This window comes from [Empedobacter] haloabium, assembly GCA_008011715.2.
Classification (GTDB): Bacteria; Pseudomonadota; Gammaproteobacteria; order Burkholderiales; family Burkholderiaceae_D; genus Rugamonas; species Rugamonas haloabia.
Genome location: CP136508.1, coordinates 5,068,189 through 5,093,629, shown reverse-complemented (window position 1 = coordinate 5,093,629; position 25,441 = coordinate 5,068,189). Strand labels below are relative to the sequence as shown.

The following is a 25,441-nucleotide window of genomic DNA, read 5'->3' as shown; positions in this document are numbered from 1 at the left end:
GAGAAACTTGCTATTTGCATGCCAGCCGGGTGACGGCCTGGGCATACCAGTGCCCATCCATGCAATGCAGGAACTCGCGCGCGCTTTGCTCCCACGTCAGCCGTGGCATCGCGCCGGAGCGGGGTGCTTGGCCGACGCCGTGCAAGGCCAGCCAGTCCGTCAGCGCCTGCGCCAGCGCGGGCGCGCCAGTGCCGCTGAAGTACCAGGCGTGCTCGCCGCCCACTTCGCGGAACACCGGCAGGTCGCGCGCGATCACCGGCAAGTCGTAGTGCGCCGCCTCGATCAGTGGCAGGCCGAAGCCTTCGCCGGCCGATGCCGCCAGCAATGCCGTCGCCTCGTGGTACAGCGCCACCAGCAGCTCGTCGCTGGCGCGCTCGCTCCAGAGCAGGCGGGTACCGGCTTCGGGATGGCGATGCAGCCGCTCCGCCAGGGCTTGCGTGTTCCAGCCCGGCTTGCCGACGATGACCAGATTGACATCGATCCCCTCGCGCCACAGCAGGTCGCAGGCCTGCAACGCCTCGGTGTGCATCTTGCGTGGCTCGAGCGTTCCGACCATCAGGAAGGTGGGGCGCTGGCGCACCGCGTCCAGCACGCGCTGGTCGGCCTCCGCCAGGCCGTACAGCGGATAGGCCGATCCCAGGTCCGCGCCAAGCCGGGCGCAGCCCACGTACAGCGGGTCGGGCCGCGCCGGCGGCTGCTGTTCCAGCCAGGCCAGCAACTGGTCCGCCGTGGCCTCGGCATTGCATATCAGCCCATCGGCCAGTTGCGCCACCTGTTCCAGCCAGCGCGTGAACCACGCCTGCGCACCCTTGAAGAACCATTCCGGCCGCAATGCCGGCAGCAGGTCATAGACGACAAAGTACAGCCGCACGCCATGCGCCTTCAGGCTGGCCAGCGCGGCCGCGTTGCGCGGTATCTGCTCGGGCGCCAGGTCGAGGCCGAAAAAGATGTCGCCGGCGGCGACCCGGATCGGTTGTTCCTCGCCGGCGGGCAGCGTCTTCATGCAGCCGGCCGCGTCGGGCAAGGGCGCATGCGCGTAAAAGCCGCCTGCATCGTACACGGGCGTCACGCGCACGCCCGGTGGTGAATCGTTCAACAGCGCCGCCAGCACGCCGCGGGTGGCGCGCTGGATGCCGGAGCGGGCATCGGTGCGCACCAGCTCCGACAGGTCGACCAGCAGCTGCACGCCGGCAGCGTCAGCGCACATGGGCAGCACCCTCGCTCATGGCGACCGGCAGGTCGGCCAGCACGGCGTAAAGCTCAGGCGGCAGCAGGCCGGCCAGCAGCGCCGGCGCGGTGTCGTCCGCCGCAGCGGTGCCGTCCAGCCGCACCGTGACCTGCGGGATGCCGCGATTGGCCACCGCGCGTTCGGCCGCCAGCACCCCCCTGGTCGCCAGTTGCAGCATGCAGTCGCCCTGGCGCAGCGTGGCCGCGCCGTCTTCCAGCGGCAGCTTGGCGCAGTCGAGCAGTTCCAGCGTATGGCGGCGCGCATAGCGGTAGCGACCTTCGTCCTGCCACACCGGTTCCACGCGCCAGCCCGGTACTTCCGCCGCGATCAGACGCAGCACGAGCTGCGTGGCCGCGTCGCTTCGGCCGGCCTCGGTGCCGACGTCCACCAGCAGCTGGCGGGTGCCGCCGGGCGGCTCGTTGGCGGCGATGGCGGCCGCTACCTGCAGCCAGTCGCCCTCCTGGGCCCGCATCGGGCACTCGATGTGCGCCAGGCCGTCCATCAGGGCGCGGTAGTGTACGTGGCGGCCTTCGACAGCGAAGGCCTCGATCGCCTCGTGGTACTGCTGCGCGACGCGGGCCGGATGGTGCACGGTCGACATATGCGCGTAGCCGGCTTCGCCGACCTGGCGCGCGAACGCCGGGTCGCGCCGCAGCTGCGTCATCGCCAGCGCCAGCTCGGCGGTAGAGAAGTCGTCGGCCAGGCGCACCGCGATATGCTCGGGCATCTCGGCGGCCGAGCCGTGCTGGTTGATGATGGTCGGGATGCGGTACGACAGGCAGTCCAGGATCGTGCCGGAAGTCTCGCCGCGCGTGCGGGTGCGCAGCTGCACGGCGCAGTCAGCGGCGGCCAGGTAGGTGCGGTACAGCTCCTGCGACGCGAAACCGGTGACGCGGATGCGCGGGTGGCCCTCCATGCGCGCCACCAAGCCTTCGCCGAACGGGCCGCCGCCGTGGTCGCCGACGAACACCAGGTGGCATTTGGCGTCCTGGTTCATTGGCGACTCCAGCCAAGCGTCGACGATTTTCTCCGGGCACTTGGTGACGGCGATCAGGCCGAATGTGCAGACCAGGAAGTCGTCGTCCTGCATGCCCAGGCGGGCGCGCGCGGCGGCGCGGTCCACGGGGCCGGGCAGCAGGCGCGGCAACTCGACGTGGCGCCAGCCGGCTGCGCTGCCCGGGCCGTACCAGCGCTCCGCCAGTTCCATCGAATGGTTCGAGTGGACGATGATGCCGGCGGCGTGGTCGAGCACCGGGCGATTGCATGGATATTCGTAGTACGACGCTTCGCGGCCGTGCTCGCGCTCGTGCGCCAGCGCGCGGTAGCCGTGCGAGCGATACAGCGCGCGGGCGTAGCTGTCCGGATCGTTGCCGGACACGGACACGTAATGCAGCGCGCCGCTCATGTAGAAGTCGTGCAGCGCGACGACGCCAGGATGGCGTTCCAGCAGCGCGAACATGTGGGCGTGGTAGGCGGAGTTGCCGAAGTGGTACAGCACGCGGTCATAGCGGTGCGCATTGGCCTCGAACCAGGCCACTGTGCGCTGGCCGAAGTTGGCCAGGATCCAGCGCTCGTTGACGGGTTCGGGCTGCTGCACGATAACGTCGATGTCGTAGTAGCGCGCCAGTTCCGGCAGCATCTCGCCGCTGGTGTCGGCGATGCCGCTGCGTTCCGGCGGCAGCGGCGAGATATAGGCCAGGCGCGGCCGCCGCGTGACCGGAAGCGCCGCCGCCGGCACGGCCGTGCGCTGCGCCGCTTGGCGCCGTTCGTGCGCCGCCTCAAAGGCATCCAGCGCCTTGCGCGCGCTGGCGTCCCACGAGAACAGCTTGGACTGCTCCAGGCCGTGCGCGCACAGGCTGGCGTGGAAAGCGCTGTCGGTCAGCGCGTGCTGCATCTTGGCGGTGATGTCGTCGATCCGGTTCGGGTCGAACAGCGCGTCGGCGCGGCCGATCACTTCCGGGATGCTGCTGTTGTTCGAACCGATGGTGGCGACGCCGCACGACATCGCCTCCAGCGCCGGCAGGCCGAAGCCTTCCTGCAGCGATGGGAACACGAACAGGGTGGTGCTGTTGTACAGCGCGACCAGGTCGTCGTCCGGCACGAAGCCCGTCAGTACCAGGTCGCCTTCCGGGATGCCGAACATCGCGCCCACGCCGAGCAGGCGCTTGCGGTCGTGCTCGGGTACGTTGCAGACGATTGCCAGCTGGTGCTGCGCGCGCAGCGGCGCCGGCAGCTTCGCGTAGGCCTCGATCAGGCCCTCGATGTTCTTGCGGTAGTCGATGCCGCCGGTGTACATGATGAACGAGCGGTGCAGGCCGTAGCGCTGGCGCAGCGCCGCGTTCTGTTCGGCGCTGAGCTGGCGCGGACGGAAGATGTCGTCCACCGCCGAGGAGATGTTGACCACTTGGTCGGGCGGCAGCTGCAGCGCGTCGATCGCCTCGGTGCGCGAATGGCCGGAGATGGCCAGCAGGATCTGGGCATTCTTCAGGCTTTGCAGCTTGCGGTAGTACCAGTTCGCCACGTGGGCGTCGGTCAGGTAGGTTTCCTTGCGAATCAGCGGGATCAGGTCGTACAGCGTGACGGCGGTGTCGTGCCGGTGGCGGCCGTGCTGCACCGACACGCAGGCGTCCTCGCCCAGGCCTTCGAACAGGCTGGACACGTGCACCACGTCCGGCGCCAGGCCGGCCAGGTAATGCTCGCGCACCTGTTCGGCCGCGCGCACGCGCCAGGCGTTGGCGACCTGGTGTTCCCAGATCGCCGCCGGCAGGTGGTAGGCGCCGATGTGCGACTGTGGCAGCATACCGTCGAACGCCTTGCGCAGGTTGGCCACGCTGTCAGGGAAGTGGTTGTTGACGGCAATGCGGAACTCATGGCTGCCGCCCTGGCGCAGCATCGCCAGCGTGAGGGCCATGGAATAGCGGCCGATGCCGCGGTGCGTGCTGGAGCCTTGGCAGGCTTGCAGGTCTAGAACGATGCGCATAGAAATCGGTATCCGGTGGAAGGGGGCGTCAGCGACGCGCGCGCTGGAGGTCGCGCAGCACGCGCTGCGCGCTGTCCGGCAACTGGCTCACGTCCGCCGTGATCGGCTGCTCCGGCATGGCGGCGGCATCGAGCCGGCCGCGCAGCATGATGCCGCGCGCCAGTGCGGTCAGGCGCGGGAAACGGACGATCTGGCGGCGCGCGAACGACGCCAGGCGCGGCTGCGCCAGCACGATGTGCATCGCGCGGCGCACCAGCGCCTTGGCGACGCGCACGCCCAGGGTCCTGGCCTGGCCGGCGCGGCGGCGCAGCCAGCCGCGCGCGCGCGCGGCGAAGACCCGGCCTTCGCGCAGCGGCCGCGTGACGCGCCACGACAGGCTGGCGTAGACCGCGGCCAGCTCGCGCTCGAGCACGTCGGCATGGGCCGCGCGCGGCGCATATTGCGTCACCGTCGCCAGCTCGGCCTCGGCGCGCCGGGCCCGTTCCTGCGCTTCCGTCAGGCGGCCATACTTCTCCTTCCATTCGCGCACGTGGGCCATGGCCCAGGTGCGTGCCTCCTCCACGCTCGCCTCGGCCGTCGCCACGCGCTGGCGCCACGGGTCGAGCGGGAAATTGCAGCGGTGCTCCTCGCACAGCACGAAGCGGTCGCTTGGGGTCGGCGGCAGCGACAGCGCGGCCAGCAGGTCGTCGCGGCCGGGGGCCGCATAGTAGGTGGTATGGCCGTCCGAGAGCGCGCGCCGGTAGCCCGCCGCGCGCAGGCGCTCGTCGTCCGCGCTGCCGACCAGCAGCACGACCCAGGGGCGCCAGCGCGCCAGGTCGAAGCCTTCCAGGACCGCCGCGCCGCCCTGGCCGGCATCGATCCGCGCGAAATGGATGACCGGTTCGGCGTGCTGCGCGCAGATCGCGTCTAGCGTGTCGAGCGGCACGCGGCGCAGCAGCACTTCGTGGCCGGCGCCGCTCATCGCCTCGGCGACGCGCGCGTCGAACGTGGAGGAGGTGGTGCCGCTGACCTCGTACAGGGTCTGCTCGCCGGCGCCCGCGGCCGCCGCGACGGCCAGGTTGACGTCGGCCGGCCGCTCCATGCGCAGGCGCCGCTGCAATGTGCTGGCCGGCTCCAGGTTGATGCCGCGCCAGCCGCGCTGGTAGAAGGCGTGCGTGACGGAGCGCAGGCGCGGCTCGCCCGCGCCCACGTCGAGATAGAAGCCGCGTTCGACGTCGCCCAGTGCGCGCCACAGGACGACGTCCTCGAAGTTGTCGGCGTAGGTAATGAATGGAGTGGTCATGCGGTTGGGCCCTCGACGTGCAACGTGACTTCGGGATCGAGCCAGGTGCAGCCTTCAAAATAGCTGTGCTTCAGGTTCATCACTTCAAACACGAGTGCCAGGTCGCGCCATTCGTAGTTGGCGGCCAAGTGGTTGTCGGAATTGTGCAGGGCCGTGGCGACGGAATAGCTGCCCGGGCCCAGGTTGAGCGGGAAGGCGAAATCGAAGCGCAGCGCCTGGCCGGCCTTGACGCCTTCCAGCGATGCACCCTTGTGGAACGTGTTGGTGCCGAAGATGTTCTGGCCCAGCCGGTCCTTGATGCGGTAGCCCAGGGTCAGCTCGGGCAGGTCGGCCTTGACCGCCACCTCGATGCGCAAGGTCACCGCGTTGCCGGTGCCGTGCACCTCGGCCGGCTGGCCGTCGGCATCGAGCAGGGCGATCGACGTCACCACCGCTTCGCCAGTGCCGGAAATGGTCTGCTTCTTGCCGTTGCCGTGCTCCTCCTGCCGCACGTTGGCGCCTTCGCGGTCGGCCAGCATGGCGTTGTAGAAGTCCATGATCTCTTCCGGCGCGCCTTCCTTGCGCACGCGGCCCGCGTCGAGCAGGATGGCGCGGTCGCATACCGACTGGATTGCGCCCTTGTCGTGCGAGACGATCAGCAGGGTCGTGCCCTGCTGGCGGAACGTGCGGATGCGCTCGAAGCTCTTGTGCTGGAAGTAGGCGTCGCCGACCGACAGCGCCTCGTCCACGATCAGCACGTCCGGGCGGCGCGCCGTGGCGACCGAGAAGCCCAGGCGCATCTGCATGCCGCTGGAATAGACCCGCACGGGCTGGTCAATGTACTCGCCGATCTCGGCGAACGCCTCGATCTCCGGCATCAGGGTGGTCAGTTCCTCCACCGTCATCCCGAGCAGCTGGCCGGCCATGTAGACGTTTTGCCGGCCCGTGAAATCGGGGTGGAAGCCCATCCCCAGCTCCAACATCGCGGCCACCCGGCCGCCGATCGTGACACTGCCGGTGCTCGGCATCGCCGTGCCGGTGATCAGTTTCAGCAAGGTGCTCTTGCCGGCGCCGTTGATGCCGATGATGCCCATCGCCTGGCCCGGTTCGACGGTGAAGCTGATGTCCTGCAGCACGTGGATCAGTTCATGGCGCGGCTTGCCAGGCAGGATCCACTCCAGCAGGCGTGCGCGGTGCGTGGGATAGCGGCGATAGGCCTTGCCCAGGTTGGTGACTTGGATACGGCCGTTCATAGTTCGTCCACCATTTCGCCAGCGCGTTTCTTGAACAAGTGCATGCCAAGCAGGCACAGCAGGGCGGCCAGCACGGTGGCCGGCAGCAGGCTGGCCCAGTGCGGCATGACCTGCTTCACCAGGATGTCCTGGTAGGCCATGACGACGGGCGCCATCGGATTAAGCGCCAACCAGTGCCGTACTTCTTCCGGCAGCGCCGTGACGGGATAGACGACCGGCGTGAACCAAAACCAGAACTGCAGGGCGATGCCGAAGAACTGGCCCACGTCGCGGAAGAACACGTTCAGGATGCCCAGCACCATGCCCAGGCCGATCGCCAGCAGCACCTGCAGCGCCAGTACCGGCAGCAGTGCCAGGAAGGGCCAGCCGGGGAAATTGCCGGACAGGAGCAGGAACAGGGTGAACAGGCCGAAGATGATGCCGAAGTTCAGCAGCGCGTTCAGCACCACGATGATGGGCAGGCAGATGCGCGGGAAGTTGAGCTTCTTGATCAGGCCGGCGTTGTCGATGAACACGCTCTGGCCCTTCAGCACGATCTCGGTAAACAGGTTCCACGTCAGCACGCCGGCGCACAGGTAGATGCTGTAGGCGTAGGCCGAGCCAACACCGGGGAGGCGGTTGCGCATGACCTGGGAGAAGATCACCGTGTAGACGACGATCATGGCCAGCGGGTTCAGGATGGTCCAGATCGCGCCGAGCATGGAATTGCGGTACTTCGACTGGAATTCGCGCTGGACGCTGCCGGTGATGAAGCCGCGGTAGGCGGCGATATTGCGCAGTCTGCCGAGGACGATCATCGCGCGGCTCCGGCCGCGCGCTGCAGGGTATATCGATGCATGGGCTGTTATTCTTCGTAATCGATGAGGTGTTGTCGTTGCGTCAACGCGGGGCGCGCGATTATACCGTACGGCATGTTCGCGGCGCGGACGCTTCGGGGGTCAGGTGGCGCCGTCGACGAGCTTTTGCAGGTCGTTCGGCTTGAGGATGATGAGGCGGTGCGTATCCTTCTGGATGATGCCCTGCTGCGCCAGCGTGAGCAGCGCGCGGGTGACCGTCTCGCGGCTCGTGTTGATCATGTTGGCAATGTCCTGGTGGGTGGGCAGGTTTTCCACCACGTCCGGCTGGCCGGGCTGGCTTTTCTTCATCTGCACTAGGAAGGTGTAGATGCGCCGCGTGGTGTTGTTGATCGACAGCAGCGAGCGGAATTCGGAGTCGCGCTGAATCTTCTCGGCCAGGTGGCGCAGCATCTTGTTGGCCACCGAAGGCGAGTGCGAGAACAGGTGCAGCGCTTCGGGCGCGGGCAGGAACGCCACCAGCACCGGGCTCATGGCGACTACCGAGGCTGTGCGCACCGAGCCGCTGATGACGGCGATCTCGCCGAAGAAGTCGCCTGGCGCCAGCAGGCGCAGGCCGATCGCGCGGCCGTCTTCCGTCACGTCGATGACCTGCAACTGGCCGGACAGCAGGAACAGCAGGCCGTCGCCGGCGCCGCCTTTTTGCAGCACCACGTCGCGCTTGGCATGCTGGCGGAAACGCAACTGCGTCTTCACGCGCGCCATTTCCTCGTCGCTGAGGTCGGCCAGCAGCGGAATCTTGCGCAGGTGGACCTGCACGTTCTGCGTGGGCGCCACGTCGGCGCTGGATTGCTGGCTGGCCGGTTGATCGGTTTGGGTCGTCATTACGATATTTTACAAAATAAGCAGGTCGTGCCCGGCCAGCCGTAATAACCCGACGGCAAGCGCGACACAGGCGATGCCCGCCGCATTGGCCAGCTGGTCGGGCCAGCTGAATCCCCGCCCGGGCACCAGTTGCTGCAGGCATTCGACGACCAGTCCGGCCGCCAGCAGGCCCACGCTCCACAGCGCGAACGCACCCCAGTCAGCGGCGATGCGGGCCGCCAGCAGCGTCAGCACCGCATAGGCGGCAAAGTGCATGAATTTGTCGTTCGGAAGCGGCGGCAGCCACTCGTTTGGCAGCAGGCAGCCGGCCAGCACGCCAGCGACGATGATGCCGAACAGTATTACCTCTAACTGCATGAAATACCAGCCGTCAACGTAAGCAAATGTAAGGTCACCGGCCGTCCCAGCGCCAGCTCAACGCGATCTGACGGCTGTCGTACTGGAAGATCGAAATGTTCTCGCGGTTGCGCACCTTGCGCCATTCCAGTTGCAGCGATTGTTCGGCCGTGAACGGATAAATCAGCGCCAGGCGCGCGCTGCTGGTGCGTTGCAACCGTACCGCGTCGATCAGGCCGGGTGAGTATGGGTTGCTGCCCTGCCAGCGCTGGTGGCTCAGGTCCAGTTCGCCCTCGACGCCGCCTGCCAGCACGCCGCGCGCGAACAGGCGCGCGGTCCAGCCATTGCGGTCGCCACCGGGGCGCGTGCCCTGCGCGTGGTCGTCCAGGTAGCCCAGGCTGGCCTGGCCCCACACGGTCTTGCTGCGGTAGGCCAGCACCCCACGCAGTTCCAGGGTCAGGGCGTCGAAGTTGGTCAGCGTGCGGTAATGCGTGTAGCTGGCGCCGGCCAGCATGCTGAAGTCGACGTTCTTCGGCAGCCGCAGCGGTGGGGTGGCGCGCAGTTGGGCCTGCGCCTGCTGCTGGTACAGCTCACCGCCCAGGGCCAGCAGGCCGCCCAGCGCCACGCTGCGCATGCGCCAGCCGCCGGCGCGCCAGGGGTGCTCCAGGCCGGCGAACAGCGACAGGGTGTTGTAGCCGGACTCGTGATCGTTGCGGCGGCCGTGCACCTGCACGAAGGCGAAGTCGCCGCGCTCATTCAGCTCCGTCATGTAGTCGCCCGACAGCACCGTGTAGTGGTCGGCGTGCGGCAGGTACTCGGGCAGCAGCTCCAGCGGCGTGCCGTTGCCGGCGACAAATTCCGGGTTCTTCGCGCCCTGGTTGACGTTGCTGTCGTAGCCACGCTGCGCCTGCACCGACCACAGGCTGGCGCGGCGCGCATAGCGGCAACCCTGCTGGCGCTGGTCGTCCATCAGGCGGCGCACGCCGGCCGGCGGATCGAAGCGGCGTTCGATGTCCGCGAACAGCGCGAACGCCTCGCTGGCATGGCCCAGGGCGCAGTGCAGCATCGCCAGGTCGAGCCATTCCGCCGGGCCCTCGGGACCGGCGGCGATCATGCGATTGAGTGCGTCGGCCGCGTCGGCCGTGCGGCCTTCGCCCAGCGCCCGCATCGCTTCGGCATACGGATCGGCCGCCGGCGCGGCGGGAGGCTCCTGGGCCAGGGCCAGGCCAGGACCGGCCAGCCAGGCAATCAACAGTGACAAAAATAGCTTCTTCAAATCGTTCCTTCAGCCGCCAGCTGCGCCGGCGTATAGAGCGTCGTCTCGCTGTCGCGCCCGCGCAGCACGATCTGGCCCACCCGGAACAGCGCGTGACGGCGCGCCTGGGCGGCCGTGCCGGGTCCCACCAGCACGTCGCACGGGAAATCGCGCGCGGCCGTCTCCAGCCGCGAGGCCACGTTGACGCTGTCACCGACCGCAGTATAGATGCTGCGGGCGGCGGAGCCGAAATCGCCCGCCATCGCCTCGCCGCTTTCGATGCCGATACGCACACGGATCGGCGCCAGTCCCGTGGCCGTGCGCGCCGCGTTGAAGCGCTTCATCGCGGCCATGATGGCGATGGCGGCATCGAGGGCGCGGTCGGCGTGGTCGTCCACCGGCAGCGGCGCGCCCCAGAACGCGACCAGCCCGTCGCCGGTAAATTTGTCCAATGTGCCGCGCGCCTCCAGCACCGGCCCGGTCAGGCAGTTCAGGAAATTGCGCGTCAACTGCGCCGCCTGTTCCACTGGCAGCGCCGCCACGTGGGTGGTGTAGCCCTGCATGTCGGCGATCAGGGTCGTCACCTGGCGGCGGGTCGGGGCGAGCGGGTCGGCCAGGTCGCTGCGCAACAGCTCGTCGACGACGGCGTCGGCCACGTACTGGCGCAGCGTGCCCAGCAGCCGGCGCGAATGGCGCTGCGCAAGCTGCCAGGCCAGCGGCACACCCACCAGCAGCAGGAACAGGCAGGACAGCAGCGGCCCCGTCACGGAAAACAGGGCGTCGTGCGGCAGGATCGTCCAGGCCAGCGCCAGCCAGGCCAGCGCGGAGGCGAGCAGCAGTGCCACGTTGGCCCAGGCGGCCAGGCGGGGCAGGGCGTACAGCATCAGGCCGGCCACCAGCACGGCATAGCCGATCGCGATGGCCTGGCCGGGCCACGGTGCTGGCGCCCTGCCATCGCGCACGTCCAGCAGCCCCGTCAGCGCGGCCGCGTGCACCAGCAGGCCGCTCGTATTCGGGCTGAGCGGCGTAGCCACCCGGTCGGCCAGGCCCAGCGCGGACGAACCGATCAGCACATATTTGTCGCGCAGCCACTCGGCCGGCACGGCCGGCTGGAGGATGTCCGCCGCCGGCACGACCGTGTAGGCGTCCCAGGTGCGGCTGTACGGGATGCGGCGCAGGCCGTCGCCCGAGTGCAGGCCGCCGGTCGGGCCGCGGCCGCCCTGGCAGCACTGCAGCATCGCCAGCGACAGCGCCGGCCAGCGCCGGCCCTGGTACCAAGTCTGCATCGGCAGGCGCCGCAGCATGCCGTCCTCGTCCGGCAGGAAGCCGATATTGCCGAAGCGGCCAGCCTGCGCCAGGCCGGCATGGTTGGCGACATAGCCGCGGGCGCGCACCGCATCGCCCGCCGCTGCCGGGGCGCCGCCCGCCAGCGTGCCCACGTGCAGCCCGGCGCTGCCGTCGAACACGAACGATTGCGGTACCACGACCGGCCCGAAACGGGTCAGCATCGCCAGGCGCTCGTCGCCCGCGGCGTCCGCCGGCTCGGGCAGCACGATGTCCAGCCCGATCGTCTTCACGTCGTATGGGCCCAGCAGGTTTTCCACCAGGTGCGCCAGCTGTTCGCGCGACCACGGCCACGGGCCAACGCGGCGCAGGCTTTTTTCGTCAATGTCGATGACAACCAGGCGCTCTTCCGGCGCGTTGCTGGCCTGCGCACGCAGCATCACGTCGCGCAGTCGTTCCTCGCCGGGCAGGGGGGCACCGGCCCACTGCGCCGCCGCCGCGATCGCCACCGCGCATGCGGCCACGACCCAGCGCGCCAGGGGCGCGAGGCGGTCACGACGTAGCGGGTGCAAGAAGTTCATCTGTGGGAAGGCGGCCTGTACGGCTGGGATGGGGGTGAACCCGTAAGTATAACGCCTAACGGCGCGGCGGCTCCGGCAGACGTTGCTCCCAGCGAAAGATGCGCCATCCCGGCGCTGCCGCTAAAGCGTGAGAATTGGTAACAGGCGTTGGGCTTGAATCGTGCATGCGGTACAGTGCTGTGTATAGCAGGGGGTTTGTGACGCCCATCACAGAATTTCCATGTTGATGGGCGACAATAGCAGTTATGAGGAGTACTGTCATGTTCAATTCACGTATGCATTTGCGCCAGGTCGCGGCGGGCGCCGCGCTGCTGCTGGCGAGCGCCGGTGCACTGGCCGCCGAGGCCGGCCGCGTCGTCTTTGTCAGCGGCGACGTCCAGCTGGGGCGCCGTGCCGTGGCGCTGAACGACGCCGTCCAGGAAGGCGACGAGATCAGCACCGGCAAGAGCGGCTATGTCTACGTGAAAACGGTGGACGACGGGCTGCTCGTGCTGCGCCCATCCAGCCGCGCCCGCATCGAGGCCTACCATATCGATCGCCAGAATCCTGCCAACACCCGCGTCAAGCTGGAGTTGCTGGAAGGCGTGGCGCGCAGCGTGTCGGGAAGCGGTGTCAAGGCCGCGCGCCAGAACTTCCGCTTCAATACGCCGGTCGCCGCGATCGGCGTGCGCGGCACCGACTTTACCGTGTTTACCGACCAGGAAACGTCGAACGTGACGGTGCTGTCCGGTGCGATCGTCGTCAGCGGCTTCGGCGGCAGCTGCCAGCCGGGCGGCGCGGGCCCATGCGAACACCAGGCCAGCCGCGAACTGTCGGCGGCCCAGGCCGGCCAGGTGTTGCAGGTGCGGCGCGGCCGTGCCGAACCGAACCTTTTGCAGGGCGGCGCGGTGAGCCCGGATGCGGCGGCGCCGCCCCGTTCCGACGAGCCGGGCAAGAGCAGCGGTACGTCGACGTCGTCGACCGAGCCCAGCCTCGATCCGCAGAAGGCCAGCACCGTATTGCAGCTGGCCCTGAATAATGTCAAGCAAACCGTGCAGCCGCCGGTGACCGCGCCGGCCGACCAACCCGTCGTGCAGGAAGTGCCGCCCAGCCAGCTGGTGTGGGGACGCTGGGCCAGCCTGGCCGGCCAACCAGGTACGCTGAAAGGCAGCGAAATCGTCGCTGCGGGTGGCAAGGTGGTGGCCACCAATTCGTATTACTCGATTTATCGCACGCAAGGCTCGGATGTGCTGTTGCCGCAATCGGGCAGCGCCGCATTCGCGTTGAATCAGAGCGAAGCGCTGGTATCGGATTCGGCAACCAAGCTGGTAACGGCCGCCGCGCTCAGCAATGGGCAATTGAACGTGGACTTCGGTGCCCGCACATTTACCACCGGATTTGATTTGACGACCGGAAAGGACACGTTCCGTTTGAATGCGGCAGGGAATATGTCGGAGAACGGCGCTATCTCGGCGATCAATCAGTTTCTGCCATCCAGTAATATGAACGTGTCCGGCGCGCTGGGCGCGCAGAATGATGCCGCCTACATCTTCTCGGCGCGGCTGGATGCGCGCCGCACGGCGAATGGCGTGACCTACTGGGTCAAATAAGCTGGCTGGAGTTGTAAACTGGACAATAAAAGCGCTGCTTCGGCAGCGCTTTTTTTTCGTGCGCCGTCCAGCTTTGTTATCGCCTACACTCGCCGCTATCGCGTTGAAGGCCTGATTGGAGGCGCGATTCTAATTTGCCTGCCGTCCTGAAGGGGCGGCAGTGGCGCTGGCGGGAAGGTCTATTGATTTCCCGCCACCCATCTCCGATAATGTGCCGCGGAATTTTTCATAGAAATATGTGAAAAAAAACGACAAAGACCTGATTCGTGTGACGTACGTCACATCCTTGGGTTTGCGTGTTCTGCCACTATGGCTGCCGTGGTACTGCTCGCAGTGCACCGAAGCAGTTAATCTTAATCCCTAGGAGAGTTTTTCAATGGCTATTACCGCTACCGAAATCCAGCAACTGTACGTTGCGTATTTCAACCGTCCTGCTGATGCACTGGGCCTGCCGTTCTGGCTGGCACGCGCCAACGCCAGCAGCCTGGCAACCGTCGCCAATGAATTCGCCAACTCGGACGAGTATCGTGCAACCTACAAGGATATGACGGCCGCCGAGCAAGTCAACGCCATCTACAACAACCTGTTCGGCCGTGACGCTGAACCTGCTGGCCTGCTGTACTGGGCTGGCAAGCTGCTGGCTGGTACCGAAACGTTCGGTTCGATCGCCCTGACGATCGCCAAGGCCGCACAAAACGAAGACCGCGCTGCCATCGACGCCAAAGTCGCTGCTTCGACCGCCTTCACCTCTGCTCTGGACACAACCGAAGAAATCGTTGGCTACTCCGGCGACGCGGCAAACGCCGTTGCCCGCGCATGGCTGTCGCAAGTTGTCGACGCTGCAACGCAAGAAGCAGCCACGACCGAAGAAGCCCTGGGCGTCGTAATCGGCGATGCTATCGACGCTCACAACGACACCCCAGGCCAGCAAGTCAGCCTGACGCTGGGCGCGGACACCGTGACCGGCACGAACGGCAAGGACACCTTCACCGCAGCTGACGTGGTTGCTGGCGGCTCGACCGCTCCTTCCCTGTCGATCGGCGACAAGATCAACGGCGGTTCCGGCGTCGACACGCTGAACATCACCCAAACGACCGCTTTCGCGCTGCCGCTGAACGTTAGCGTCACCAACGTGGAAAACGTCAACCTGATCACCGGCACCACCGGTTCCGTGATCAACACCACGACCTGGGCCGGTGTTGAAGCCCTGAGCGTGACCGGTACCGGCGCCCAGACCGTGACCGCAGCTGCAACGACCGACGTAACCGTGACCCGCACCGGCGCAACCAATGCAGTGGCGGTTGACGGCGGCAAGAACGTCACCGTGACCGAAACCGGCGCCAACGGCGGCTCTGTGACCATCGGCGCCACGACGGCTGCTGCTGGCAACGTGACCGTGACCTCCACGATCACCGGCGCCGTCACCGGCGACGCGATCGCTGTCACCGGCGGTAAAGAAATCAGCGTGACGCAAGTTGCTGGCAACGCCGTCAACACGACGTCGACCGCTGGTGCCGTCACCATCGTTGGCGATGCCAACACCACGACCGTCACCGTTACCGACGCTGCTGCCGCTACCGCTTCCGGTACCGTTGCTGGCCACGTCAACGGCGCCGTATCCGTGACCGACGCGAACGCCGCATCGACCACCGACGCCGGCAAGATCACCACCGTCAGCCTGAACAACTTCGGCGCAGCGACCGTCAACTCCGGCGCGCTGACCACGCTGAACCTGTCGGGTACCGGCACCTCCGTCAACGCTGGCACGCTGGGCGCGCTGGCAACGGCCGCCAACACGACCCTGGCTGTCAACACCAATGGTCTGACCACCACCGGCGCAGTGACGATCGACACCGACATCACCACGCTGAACCTGGCTGGCGCAACGGCTGCTTCGACCATCAACTCGCTGGTTGCTGCTGGCGTCAAGACGCTGAACATCTCCGGTGACGCAGCTGTTACGCTGACCGGCCAGACCCTGGGCGCCCTGACCGACGTCGTCGTGACGAACTCGGCCGGTGCATCGCTGGGTACCGCAATTGCTGCTGGCGTGACCTTCACCGGCGGCGCAGGTGCCGATTCCGTAACCCTGTCGAACGCCTTCACCAAGGTAATCAACATGGGCGCAGGTAACGACACCGTCGTCTACGGTGGCGCAGCTGGCACGGGCGGTTCCGTGGTAGGTGGCGACGGCGTGGACACGATCGTCCTGACCGGCGCGCAAGCCGACGCGGCTGACGTCGATTCGACCTTCAACACCAAGTTCACGGGCTTCGAAGTTCTGGGCATCGCTACCGGCGCTACCGAAACGCTGAACCTGCTGGGCCTGGGCAATGTGAATCAGGTTTCGACGATCGGTGCCAATGGCCTGACGCTGAACAACATCGCCAACAACGGCACGCTGACTTTGACGGGCGCCAGCACCGCGGCTACCGTTGCCGTGCGTGACGCAAGCTTCAGCGCAACCGACGTGTTCAACTTCGCACTGAGCAACTCGGGCACGACCCAGGTCAACTTCGGCGGCGTCACCGTCGCTGGTGTTGAAACGATCAACGTGTCGACCGTCGACGCAGGCAAGGCATCGGCTGCAACGCTGGATTCCTTCACGCTGACCGCTGCTGACGCAACGAAGATCGTCGTAACCGGCAACAACGGTGTGGACCTGTCCGCTTCCGTGGCTGCCAAGGTCACCACCTTCGACGCATCGGGCGTGACCGGCAACGGCACGGCTGACACCGCTGCGAACCTGGCTGTCAAGTACACGTCCGACAACGCAACGGCATCGGCCAACGTGTCGATCACCGGCGGCGCTGGTAACGACGAGCTGGCTGGTAACGCTGCGAAAGACACGATCTCCGGCGGCGCAGGCGATGACATCATCACCGGCGGCACGGCAATCGACTCCGTCACCGGCGGCGCAGGTTCCGACACGTTCGTGTTCGCCGCTGGCGACGCAGGCGTGACCGGTACCGACAAGGTCACCGACTTCAACATCGCTCTGGGCGGCGACAAGCTGGACCTGTCGACCGCCACGCTGATCGCTGACGTGGCTGACGTGAACATCACGGCATCCGTGACCGGCTCGGTGGACCTGACGGCAACCGTGAAGAACGGCATCGTCACCATCGGTGGTGCTGACGCTTCCCTGGTTGACTCGATCGGCGAACTGAAGCTGATCTTCGAACAGCTGGAAGACGCTGCTGCTGCTGACGTCGCTGCCTTCGTCCTGAACGGCAACACCTACGTCATCACCGACGCAATCGGTCTGGCAGCGAACGACATCATCCAGCTGACCGGCGTGACGACCGCAACCGGCCTGTCGACCACCGACACCGCTGGCACGATCTGGATCGCCTAAGTGTGAGTCCGAGCATCCACCTTCGGGTGGATGCCTGAGGCAAGCCTCGAAAACCTGTCCTTCTCCCGAAGGGCAGGTTTTTTTCATTCAGGGCCAAACGTGCACCCTGAGCGTAATAATTTGTGACGAATATCACATTCTCAGCAGAAATCAGCGATAATACGCAGGTCTCGTCCCTGCGTGACGACCAAATTCCGCCTTATTGACCAGGCCGGTGCACGAGCGCCGGCTGGACGCATCTCATGAAAAAACTTCTTTCGCAACCGAAGAACGAGATCCAGCAGGTGCTGGTCACGCTCAAGCGTACGTTCATCACCGTCGGCGTGTTCAGCGCCATCAGCAACCTGCTGATGCTGACGCCGTCGCTGTACATGCTGCAGGTCTATGATCGCGTGCTGTCCAGCCGTAACGAGATGACGCTCGCCATGCTGACCGTGCTGATGCTGGGTGCCTTCCTGCTGGTTGCCGCACTGGACGCGATCCGCAGCTTCGTGCTGATCCGCGTGGGCGCGCGCTTCGACCTGGAGCTGAACAAGCGCGTCTACACCGCGGCGTTCCAGCAGAACCTGAAGGCCGCCGGCGGCAACGCCGGCCAGGCGCTGACCGACCTGACCAACCTGCGCCAGTTCCTGACGGGTAACGCGCTGTTCGCGTTCTTCGACGCGCCGTGGTTTCCGATCTACCTGATCGTCATCTTCTTCTTCGAGCCCACGCTGGGCCTGTTCGCCCTGGGCGGCACCATCATCTTGGTGGCGCTGGCGTATATCAACGAGCGCGCCACGCGCGAGCCGCTGGGCGAGGCCAACACGATGGCGATCGCGGCCACCACGCTGGCCACCAATAACCTGCGCAATGCGGAGGTGATCGAATCGATGGGCATGCTGCCGAACCTGATGCGCCGCTGGAACAAGGTGCACAGCCGCTTCCTGAACCTGCAGGCCGATGCCAGCCAGAAGGCCGGCACGATCTCGGCGATCACGAAGTTCGTGCAGACGTCGCTGCAGTCGCTGGTGCTGGGCTTTGCCGCGTTGCTGGTGCTGGAGCAGAAGATCACGCCGGGCATGATGATTGCCGCGTCGATCCTGGTGGGCCGCGCCTTGCAGCCCGTGCAGCAGGTGATCGGCGTGTGGAAAGGCTTTGCCAGCACGCGCAGCGCCTACGAGCGCCTGACCAAGCTGCTGGAAACCAACCCGGAGCGCCCGGCCGGCATGGAACTGCCGAAGCCGACCGGCAAGCTGGCCGTCGAGGCCGTCACTGCGGCGCCGCCTGGCGTCACCGCGCCTGTGCTGCGCAGCGCCACCTTCGCCCTCGAGGCGGGCGACGTGCTGGGCGTGATCGGCCCGAGCGGTTCCGGCAAGTCCACGCTGGCCCGCCTGCTGGTCGGCATCTGGCCGGCCGCGATGGGCAAGGTGCGCCTGGATGGCGCCGACATCTACCAATGGAACAAGGCCGAGCTGGGCCCGCACATCGGCTACCTGCCGCAGGATATCGAGCTGTTCGGCGGCTCCATTGCCGAGAATATCGCCCGCTTCGGCGAGGTGGACGCGGAGAAAGTCGTGGCGGCCGCCAAGCGCGCCGGCGTGCACGACCTGATCCTGCACTTCCCGAAGGGCTACGACACCTTGCTGGGCGACGGCGGCGCCGGCCTGTCCGGCGGCCAGAAGCAGCGCATCGGCCTGGCCCGCGCGATGTACGACGATCCGTCCCTGCTCGTGCTGGACGAGCCGAATTCGAACCTGGACGACGTCGGCGAGGCCGCCCTGGTGCAGGCGGTGCAGGACTTCCGCAAGCGTGGCAAGACGGTGGTGCTGATCACGCACCGTACCAGCGTCATCGGTGTGACGACGAAGCTCCTGGTGCTGCGCGACGGCACCGTCTCGTTGTTCGGCCCGACGCAGGGCGTGCTGCAGGCGCTGCAGGAGCAGAACCAGAAGCAGTTGCAGATGGCGCAGGCGCAGCAGGCCCAGCGCCAGGCCGCCGCGCAGCAGGCCGCGGCACAGCAGGCCGCGCAGCAGGCGGCCCAGGCCGGCACGGCGGCAGCGACCGCGCCGGCCCCGCAGGACAGCCGCGAGGCGGACGAAATCGCCGCCCAGCAGAACATGATCGCAGAACGCAACGCGGCGGCACAGGCCGCCAAGGAACAGGAGTAACAGTGGATCTGATCAAGAAACAACCGGGACCGCCGGCGGAAGTCATCTCGCATGACGTGTCGCCGTTGACGGTCGAGACGGACTCCCGTGGCTACAGCCGCCTGGGCTGGCTGGTGGTTCTGCTGGGCTTTGGCGGGTTCATGTTGTGGGCCAGCCTGGCGCCGCTGGACAAGGCCGTGCCGATGGCCGGCGTGGTGTCGAAGGAAGGCAACCGCAAGGCCATCCAGCACCTGACGGGCGGCACCGTCGACGATATCCTCGTCAAGGACGGTGACGTGGTCAAGCGCGGCCAGGTGCTGGTGCGCATGAACAGCGTGCAGGCGCGCTCCCAGGCGGAGACGTCGCGCGCCCAGTACTTCACGGCGCGCCTGGCCGAGGCACGCCTGCTGGCCGAGCGAGACGGCAAGGCATCCGTGGCGTTCCCGGCGGCGCTGGAGGCGTTCCGCGACGACCCGCGCGTGCTGGAAGGTTACGAGTTGCAGAAGCAGCTGTTCACGTCGCGCCGGACGTCGCTGGAGAGCGAACTGAGCGCCACGAACGAGAACATCGAGGGCCTGAAAGTGCAGATGAAGGGCCTGGAGGAATCGCGCGACAGTAAAAAAGAGCAGATGAAGATCCTGAAGGAGCAACTGGACAATATGCGCGACCTGTCGCGCGAGGGCTATATCGCCCGCAACCGGATGCTGGACCTGGAGCGCACCTATGCGCAGCTGAGCGGCGCGATCTCGGAGGACATCGGCAATATCGGCCGCGCCCGCCGCCAGATCACGGAGCTGACCCTGCGCCGCCTGCAGCGCACCCAGGACTACCAGAAGGAGGTGCGCACGCAGCTGGCGGATGTGCAGCGCGAGGCGGAAGCGCTGGAAAGCCGCATCCAGGGGCAGGACTACGACCTTGCCAACACGGAGGTGAAGGCGCCGGCGGACGGCACGATCGTCGGCATGAACATCTTTACCAAGGGTGGCGTCGTGGGCGCCGGCATGCGCATGATGGACATCGTGCCTTCGGCGGACCCGCTGGTCGTAGAAGGGCAGCTGCCGGTCAACCTGATCGACCGCGTGCACGTGGGCCTGCCGGTGGAGCTGGTGTTCTCGGCCTTCAACACCAATCGCACGCCGCACATCCCCGGTGTCGTCACCAGCGTCTCCGCCGACCGCACGGTGGAGGAACGTACCGGCAACGCCTACTACAAGGTGCGTGCCAGCGTGACGCCGGAAGGCCAGAAGATCATCGCCGCGAAGAAGCTGGACATCCAGTCCGGCATGCCGGTCGAGCTGCACGTGATCACGGGCGAGCGCACGATGATGAGCTATCTGCTGAAGCCGATTTTCGATCGCACCAAGTCGGCGATGTCGGAGGATTGAAACGATGAGGTCGATCAAATCGAGGATGGCGCGGGCCCTGGCGACGGCATTGCTGGCCGGCGCCGGCCTGCAGGCACTGCCGGCGTCCGCGCTGGGCCTGATGCAGGCCTATCAGGCCGCGCTGGCGAACGATCCGACATTCCGCCAGGCCATCGAAGACGCGGCGGCGGGGCGTGAAAACCGCATCATCGGCCGCGCGGCGCTGCTGCCGAACGTGTCGGCCAGCTATACGGCGAACAAGAACTATGCCGACCTGGTGCAGCGCACGGCGTCGGGCATGCGCGTACCCAGCGAGCCGGAATACATCAGCCGGGTCGCCAATCTGCAAGTACGCCAGCCCTTGTTCAGCCTGGACGCGTACGCCCGCTACAAGCAGGGGGCCGCGCAAACGGACTACAGCGAGGAGCTGTTCCGCCTGCGCACGCACGAGATGATCCTGCGCGTCGTCGGCGCCTACCTGGACGCGCTGTATGCACGCGAACAGGTGCGCCTGAGCACGGTACAACGCGATATGTACGCCGAGCAGCGTGCCGTCAACGACCGGCTGTTCGCCAAAGGCGAGGGCACCAAGACGGACATGCTGGAAACCCAGGCGCGCCTGGACCTGGCCGAGGCGCAGCTGCTGGAAGCGCAGGACAATGCGCAGACGGCGCTGGCCACCTTGTCGGGCATCGTCGGCCAGGGTGTCGATGGGCTGGGCGAACTGGGCGATAACTTCCGCCTGGCGCCGCTGTCCGAAGGCGGCTTCGAGCAATGGCGCAAGCTGGCCCTGGAAAACAACCCGGACCTGGCCAGCCAGGCGTTCGCCATCGAGGCCGCGCGCCAGGAAGTGAACAAGAGCAAGGCCGGCCATTATCCGCGGATCGACTTGGTCGCCAGCGTCAGCAAGAACGACGCGGAAACGCTGAACACCTACACGCAGGAATCGAAAAACCGCGCGATCGGTATCCAGGTCAGCGTGCCGCTGTACGCGGGTGGCCAGGTCAGCGCCATCACGCGCCAGTCGGTGGCAGGGCTGGAAAAGGCCCGCGCCGAGTACCAGGTCAAGTCGGACAAAATCATGGTGGAGCTGCGCAAGCAATACGCGGCCGTCGTCAGCAGCGCCGCGCGCATCCAGGCGCTCGACAAGGCTGTCAGCTCGGCCAAGCTGCTGGTCAAGGCGACGGAACAGAGCATCAAGGGTGGCGTGCGCATTAACCTCGACCTGCTCAACGCGCAGCAGACGCTGTACACGAGCCAGCGCGACCAAGCGCAGGCGCGCTACAACTACCTGCTGTCGCTGCTGCGTTTGCGCGCCGCGGCCGGCACGCTGGGCGAAAACGACGTGCGCGATATCGCGGCGTATTTCCGCTAACATCAGTCGCGGCGGGGACAGGCACGCTTGTTCGGGTCCACGACCTGAAGAACCGTGCCTGTCCCCTAGGGTTGGCTTTGTCGTGTTCCGACGGGAGGACTCATCATGCTGGAAGCAATGAAGACGTTTTTCGCATACGGTCACGCGCAGTCGCGCTTCTGGGCCATCGGTCTCGAGGAGCATTGCGGGGGTGAAGCCGATATCGAACAGCGTATCAAACTGCGCCAGGCCAACCAAGAACTCTTCCTCGACGTCGAGCGCTTCCATCTCGATCTTCATGACAAAATGCCGGCCCACGTCCCGGTATGGAACAACGCTCGCCGGATCTACCGCGGCGTGTACGGCACGGATACCGAGCCCGGTCGCCTGGACCCGGCGAAAAGCGATCTGCTGCTGGGTGAAATGCTGCCGCTGCCCCGGCCCCAACATCATCTTTGGCCAGCGATCTATAAGCAGTGGTTCGATACGCACGGGACTATATCCGCAAGGTTCGGCCGGAAATGGTAAAGCGTCTGCTGGACATGGTCGCCAGGCACAAGCCCGAGATCGTTCTCCTGCATGGGAAGAGCCAGCATAACCAGTGAATCCAGCGCCCCGACTCGCCGTTCAGAACCGGCTGGCACAGCGAACTCGTGGCGGACAGCACCCGGCATACCGTGCTGTGGCAATGCATAAACGGTACGCTGTGGGTGCGCACGAATAATCTCGTCAACAACGCCTACGTACGCTTTGGCACAGCCCAGATCGAGCAGATCGTCCGGATCATCCGCGACGCACGATCGACCTGCAAGGCCGGATAACGTCAATCGCGCTGGGGCCCGCAGCTATTCGCCAGGCGAATCAACTCTTCGGCCAAGCTGATTTTGGTCGAATGGTAAAGCAGCCATCCGCCCAAGACGAGAAACGCTACGGCTGGGCCAGGGTAGAGCGGCATGGTCAACTGCTGGAACTGTTCGGATTGGAACACGACGTACGGTGAAAGCAGGACGATCGAGCCAATCCCGGCTGAAACGACATAGATAAGCCAGAACGACACCATCAAACCGTTCCGATACCATCTTCGGCCATGGCGGGTATATTTCCAGCTGAGCACCGGGCCCGTGACGTGGACGTCGAGCAGCGATTTCGCTTTGCGGTACCTTTGGATATTCCTGGCCCGATTCGGCAGCGTCAGGACCGCCGCGCGTTGCCTGGTCGATAAACGGGCATCATTCACCAGCATCATGTATCCCAGCTCGACCGCGTAGCTCGCCACCACCGGATCGTTGGCCTTCTCCGCAAAGGCATGGGCAAACTCGTACCGGCTCCGCTGCAATGTCCAAGGCAGAGCCGAGATTTCCATCACGATTTTGACCAATGCGAATACACCGGTCACGCCACCAAGCACGGCTACCCATCCGGCGAGTTCCGGCATTGTCCCTCCTTTGGATTTGCTACTCAGCCACGGTCGAGACGCCCGCGAGCACCCGCGCACGCGGCGGCAGGCGGTCGCCCAGGCGCTTGCCTAGCCGGTTGGTCGGCACTTCGATGGTCCGGTGGACCAGCCACGCCAGCCCGATCGCGCTCGCCAGTGTCAGCAGCACGGCCGCGCCGAACGGCAGCCCCTGCACCATCAGCCACTTCAACGCGCAGTAGCCGAACAGGCTGTGCAGGCAATACAGGGGATAGCTGACGTCGGCCAGGAAATCGAGCACGCGCACGGGCCGGAAGCGCTCGCGCAGCGCATAACACACGCCGAATACCACTACGGCGCAATAGTAGAACACGGTCACCGCCGGGAACTGTCCCTGTTGCGGTCCCAGCGACCAGGTGCCGCTGAACACGGCCACGATGGCCAGCACCCGCAGCCACAACTGCCGGGTCGTGATGCGGCCCGTGACATGGTGATGGAACTGCGTGCCCGTCACCATGAAGACGATATAGTTCAGCTCCATCAGCACCTGCACGTGTGCCGGCACGAAGCGGGCGACCAGCCAGGGTGGGCTGGCAGTCAGGGCCAGCGCACCAGCGAGGAAAAGCGCCAGCCACAGTGCGTTCGCGCGCAGGAACAGCACCGGTACCAGCGCCGCGAGCAGGTAGAACTTCATTTCGATGGCCAACGTCCAGTTGACGGAATCGAGCGTCGGCAGGCCAAGTACGTTGTGGACCAGGAAGGCGTTGGCCAGGAAGTCGCGCCACGTGATGGTGAACGGTTGCTGCCAGTAGGTTGCGCTCAGGTAGACGGCCAGCATGCCGAAAGCCAGGCAGCCTATATAGGTCGGCAGCACCCGGAATGCCCGGTGCACGAGGAAGCCGGCGGACGATGCCTTGCGCAGGCTGAACGGGATGACAAAACCGCTGATCAGAAAGAAGATCGCAACGCCGAACGGTCCCTGGTACGGCAGTTCGAAGGCGCGGACCCATGTCGCCGGCCGGAAGCCCAAGTCCGGCGACATGGTTTTCGTTCCCACGAGCTGTTGCTCAGCAAAGAACGTGCCAAAATAATGGGTCATGACGACGAGCAGCGCGGCAATGCCCCGCAGTTGGTTGGCGAAGATGAATTTGTTCACGTAGCAGCGGCCTTGGCGTCACGGTTGCGCAAAGAAAAACATTATAAGTCGCCTGGCCGCGGTTGGCGGACGGCGACGTGGAGTTTTGCCCGATGAAGTCGCTCAATATCCATTACAACCCCCGTATCGACCAGCTGCGCTGGCTGGCCGCGCTGATCGTGTTCTTGTTTCACTTCGAGGTCGCCGTGCGCGGCCACGGCGCCCCCGCGTTGACGGGGCCGTGGTGGGGCATTGTTACAGAGGGGCATACGGGGGTGGGCCTGTTTTTCACGCTGTCCGGCTTCCTGTTCATGCAGATCGCCCAGCGCCAGGGCACGATCCGCTATCGCGACTTCCTGCGTAACCGCATACTGCGCATCCTTCCGCTGTTCCTGGTTGTGTTTCTACTTGCAACGTCGATTCAGCGCGACCGCTTCCAGGCCCAGGACATCCTGTACGTGCTGGCCACTAACCTGGGCGACTCGCCCACCTCGCGCAGCGTGGTTACGGGGGCCGCATGGTGCATCTCGCTCGAGTTCATGTTCTACCTGGTGTTCCCGTTCCTGGCGCGTTTCACGCTGGAGCAGGGGCCGCGCTACCTGGTGAAGCTGTTGGCCTTGATGCTACTGCTTAAGGTCGCGGTGTTCCACGAGAACGAACGCAGCACGCTGATGTACTTCAGCACATTTGTCGGGCGGTTCGACCAGTTCCTGATCGGCATGCTGGCGGCCACGCTGTATCCGCGCTGGGAGCCGCGTCTGGTGCCGCATGCGGCCTGGCTGGCGCCGGTGGCCCTGCTGCTGGCGATTGCCAACAGCGCCGTGCAGGCCCGGGTGGCGCCGTTCACCGCGGTCCACGCGCCGTTTTGGATCACCTGGTCACTGCAGGAGAGCATCGTGTGGGCGGGGCTGATCGTGGCCTGGGTCTCTGTGCGGCAGCGCCTGCCCAACTGTATCGAGCGGGCCACGTGCCATGGCGGCAAGGTCAGCTTTTCGTTCTACCTGCTGCATGCGGCGGCGATCCACACGCTGGTGCGGGCGGTGGGCGTGCCGCGCGTGACGGGCACCGCCTGGGCCGACACGCTGCTGCTGGGCGCGGCTGTCTACGCGGCCACCTGGGCGATCGCGACGCTGGGCTATGGAGCCATCGAGGAACCCTTCCTGAACCTGCGCGGGCGCTATGGCGACAAGGCGGCTACGGTGGCCCCGGCGCAGCGCGACGGGGCCACCGTGGGCTAGTGC

At 66.1% G+C, this 25,441-nt stretch carries 19 protein-coding genes; 8 read left to right on the top strand and 11 right to left on the bottom strand.

Annotated elements, in window-relative coordinates; all coding sequences use genetic code 11:
- Positions 1–10: 10 nt before the first annotated feature.
- The 9 genes from E7V67_022125 to E7V67_022085 form a co-directional block, all read right to left on the bottom strand.
- A complete protein-coding gene (locus tag E7V67_022125) occupies positions 11–1,207 on the bottom strand; it encodes a glycosyltransferase family 1 protein (protein WUR12373.1) in 1,197 nt (398 codons plus the stop codon).
- On the bottom strand, positions 1,197–4,208 hold the full coding sequence (locus E7V67_022120) for a glycosyltransferase (protein ID WUR12372.1): 3,012 nt from the start codon (positions 4,206–4,208) through the stop codon (positions 1,197–1,199). The genes E7V67_022125 and E7V67_022120 overlap by 11 nt, the downstream gene beginning before the upstream one ends.
- 28 nt (positions 4,209–4,236) lie before the next feature.
- Complete coding sequence (locus E7V67_022115; GenBank protein WUR12371.1) at positions 4,237–5,490, bottom strand: FkbM family methyltransferase; 1,254 nt, start codon at positions 5,488–5,490, stop codon at positions 4,237–4,239.
- Complete coding sequence (locus E7V67_022110; protein ID WUR12370.1) at positions 5,487–6,722, bottom strand: ABC transporter ATP-binding protein; 1,236 nt, start codon at positions 6,720–6,722, stop codon at positions 5,487–5,489. The genes E7V67_022115 and E7V67_022110 overlap by 4 nt, the downstream gene beginning before the upstream one ends.
- Positions 6,719–7,519: an ABC transporter permease gene (locus E7V67_022105; GenBank protein ID WUR12369.1), complete on the bottom strand. Its 801-nt coding sequence runs from the start codon at positions 7,517–7,519 to the stop codon at positions 6,719–6,721. The genes E7V67_022110 and E7V67_022105 overlap by 4 nt, the downstream gene beginning before the upstream one ends.
- Before the next feature lie 141 nt (positions 7,520–7,660).
- Positions 7,661–8,401: a Crp/Fnr family transcriptional regulator gene (locus E7V67_022100; protein WUR12368.1), complete on the bottom strand. Its 741-nt coding sequence runs from the start codon at positions 8,399–8,401 to the stop codon at positions 7,661–7,663.
- Positions 8,402–8,410: 9 nt separating this feature from the next.
- On the bottom strand, positions 8,411–8,758 hold the full coding sequence (locus E7V67_022095; protein ID WUR12367.1) for a VanZ family protein: 348 nt from the start codon (positions 8,756–8,758) through the stop codon (positions 8,411–8,413).
- Between the two features lie 34 nt (positions 8,759–8,792).
- Entirely contained in the window at positions 8,793–9,998 is a 1,206-nt protein-coding gene (locus E7V67_022090) for a tetratricopeptide repeat protein (GenBank protein WUR12366.1), read from the bottom strand.
- Between the two features lie 11 nt (positions 9,999–10,009).
- Positions 10,010–11,857 (bottom strand): adenylate/guanylate cyclase domain-containing protein, encoded by a 1,848-nt coding sequence (locus E7V67_022085; protein ID WUR12365.1) that lies wholly within the window; start codon positions 11,855–11,857, stop codon positions 10,010–10,012.
- A gap of 260 nt (positions 11,858–12,117) precedes the next feature.
- Between E7V67_022085 and E7V67_022080 the strand changes: the two genes are divergently transcribed.
- The 7 genes from E7V67_022080 (at position 12,118) to E7V67_022050 (ending at position 22,472) form a co-directional block, all read left to right on the top strand.
- Positions 12,118–13,446 carry a FecR family protein gene (locus E7V67_022080; protein WUR12364.1) on the top strand — a complete coding sequence of 443 codons (1,329 nt, stop codon included), beginning with the start codon at positions 12,118–12,120 and terminating at the stop codon, positions 13,444–13,446.
- 376 nt (positions 13,447–13,822) lie between these two features.
- Positions 13,823–16,804, top strand: a complete 2,982-nt coding sequence (locus E7V67_022075; GenBank protein ID WUR12363.1) for a DUF4214 domain-containing protein — start codon at positions 13,823–13,825, stop codon at positions 16,802–16,804.
- 242 nt (positions 16,805–17,046) lie between these two features.
- Complete coding sequence (locus E7V67_022070) at positions 17,047–18,954, top strand: type I secretion system permease/ATPase (protein ID WUR12362.1); 1,908 nt, start codon at positions 17,047–17,049, stop codon at positions 18,952–18,954.
- Between the two features lie 2 nt (positions 18,955–18,956).
- Positions 18,957–20,318 carry an HlyD family type I secretion periplasmic adaptor subunit gene (locus E7V67_022065; GenBank protein ID WUR12361.1) on the top strand — a complete coding sequence of 454 codons (1,362 nt, stop codon included), beginning with the start codon at positions 18,957–18,959 and terminating at the stop codon, positions 20,316–20,318.
- A 4-nt stretch (positions 20,319–20,322) separates the two neighbouring features.
- Positions 20,323–21,672 (top strand): TolC family outer membrane protein, encoded by a 1,350-nt coding sequence (locus E7V67_022060; protein WUR12360.1) that lies wholly within the window; start codon positions 20,323–20,325, stop codon positions 21,670–21,672.
- A gap of 105 nt (positions 21,673–21,777) precedes the next feature.
- Entirely contained in the window at positions 21,778–22,179 is a 402-nt protein-coding gene (locus E7V67_022055) for a hypothetical protein (protein WUR12359.1), read from the top strand.
- Positions 22,180–22,304: 125 nt separating this feature from the next.
- Positions 22,305–22,472 (top strand): hypothetical protein, encoded by a 168-nt coding sequence (locus tag E7V67_022050; protein ID WUR12358.1) that lies wholly within the window; start codon positions 22,305–22,307, stop codon positions 22,470–22,472.
- A gap of 2 nt (positions 22,473–22,474) precedes the next feature.
- On the opposite strand, the gene E7V67_022045 is transcribed toward E7V67_022050, so the two are convergent.
- Together E7V67_022045 and E7V67_022040 are read right to left on the bottom strand one after the other, a co-directional pair.
- Complete coding sequence (locus E7V67_022045) at positions 22,475–23,086, bottom strand: hypothetical protein (GenBank protein ID WUR12357.1); 612 nt, start codon at positions 23,084–23,086, stop codon at positions 22,475–22,477.
- A gap of 19 nt (positions 23,087–23,105) precedes the next feature.
- On the bottom strand, positions 23,106–24,221 hold the full coding sequence (locus E7V67_022040) for an acyltransferase (protein ID WUR12356.1): 1,116 nt from the start codon (positions 24,219–24,221) through the stop codon (positions 23,106–23,108).
- Positions 24,222–24,313: 92 nt separating this feature from the next.
- Here E7V67_022040 and E7V67_022035 point away from each other — a divergent pair, with 92 nt between their 5' ends.
- A complete protein-coding gene (locus tag E7V67_022035) occupies positions 24,314–25,438 on the top strand; it encodes an acyltransferase (GenBank protein ID WUR12355.1) in 1,125 nt (374 codons plus the stop codon).
- Positions 25,439–25,441 lie beyond the last annotated feature (3 nt).

Bases quoted from the DNA above. Each gene is read 5' to 3' on its own strand.
- E7V67_022080 (WUR12364.1), top strand. From the start codon at position 12,118: ATGTTCAATTCACGTATGCATTTGCGCCAGGTCGCGGCGGGCGCCGCG.
- E7V67_022055 (WUR12359.1), top strand. From the start codon at position 21,778: ATGCTGGAAGCAATGAAGACGTTTTTCGCATACGGTCACGCGCAGTCG.
- E7V67_022105 (WUR12369.1), bottom strand. From the start codon at position 7,519: ATGATCGTCCTCGGCAGACTGCGCAATATCGCCGCCTACCGCGGCTTC.
- E7V67_022095 (WUR12367.1), bottom strand. From the start codon at position 8,758: ATGCAGTTAGAGGTAATACTGTTCGGCATCATCGTCGCTGGCGTGCTG.
- E7V67_022115 (WUR12371.1), bottom strand. From the start codon at position 5,490: ATGACCACTCCATTCATTACCTACGCCGACAACTTCGAGGACGTCGTC.
- E7V67_022060 (WUR12360.1), top strand. From the start codon at position 20,323: ATGAGGTCGATCAAATCGAGGATGGCGCGGGCCCTGGCGACGGCATTG.
- E7V67_022110 (WUR12370.1), bottom strand. From the start codon at position 6,722: ATGAACGGCCGTATCCAAGTCACCAACCTGGGCAAGGCCTATCGCCGC.
- E7V67_022100 (WUR12368.1), bottom strand. From the start codon at position 8,401: ATGACGACCCAAACCGATCAACCGGCCAGCCAGCAATCCAGCGCCGAC.
- E7V67_022120 (WUR12372.1), bottom strand. From the start codon at position 4,208: ATGCGCATCGTTCTAGACCTGCAAGCCTGCCAAGGCTCCAGCACGCAC.
- E7V67_022045 (WUR12357.1), bottom strand. From the start codon at position 23,086: ATGCCGGAACTCGCCGGATGGGTAGCCGTGCTTGGTGGCGTGACCGGT.
- E7V67_022035 (WUR12355.1), top strand. From the start codon at position 24,314: ATGAAGTCGCTCAATATCCATTACAACCCCCGTATCGACCAGCTGCGC.
- E7V67_022070 (WUR12362.1), top strand. From the start codon at position 17,047: ATGAAAAAACTTCTTTCGCAACCGAAGAACGAGATCCAGCAGGTGCTG.
- E7V67_022085 (WUR12365.1), bottom strand. From the start codon at position 11,857: ATGAACTTCTTGCACCCGCTACGTCGTGACCGCCTCGCGCCCCTGGCG.
- E7V67_022075 (WUR12363.1), top strand. From the start codon at position 13,823: ATGGCTATTACCGCTACCGAAATCCAGCAACTGTACGTTGCGTATTTC.
- E7V67_022125 (WUR12373.1), bottom strand. From the start codon at position 1,207: ATGTGCGCTGACGCTGCCGGCGTGCAGCTGCTGGTCGACCTGTCGGAG.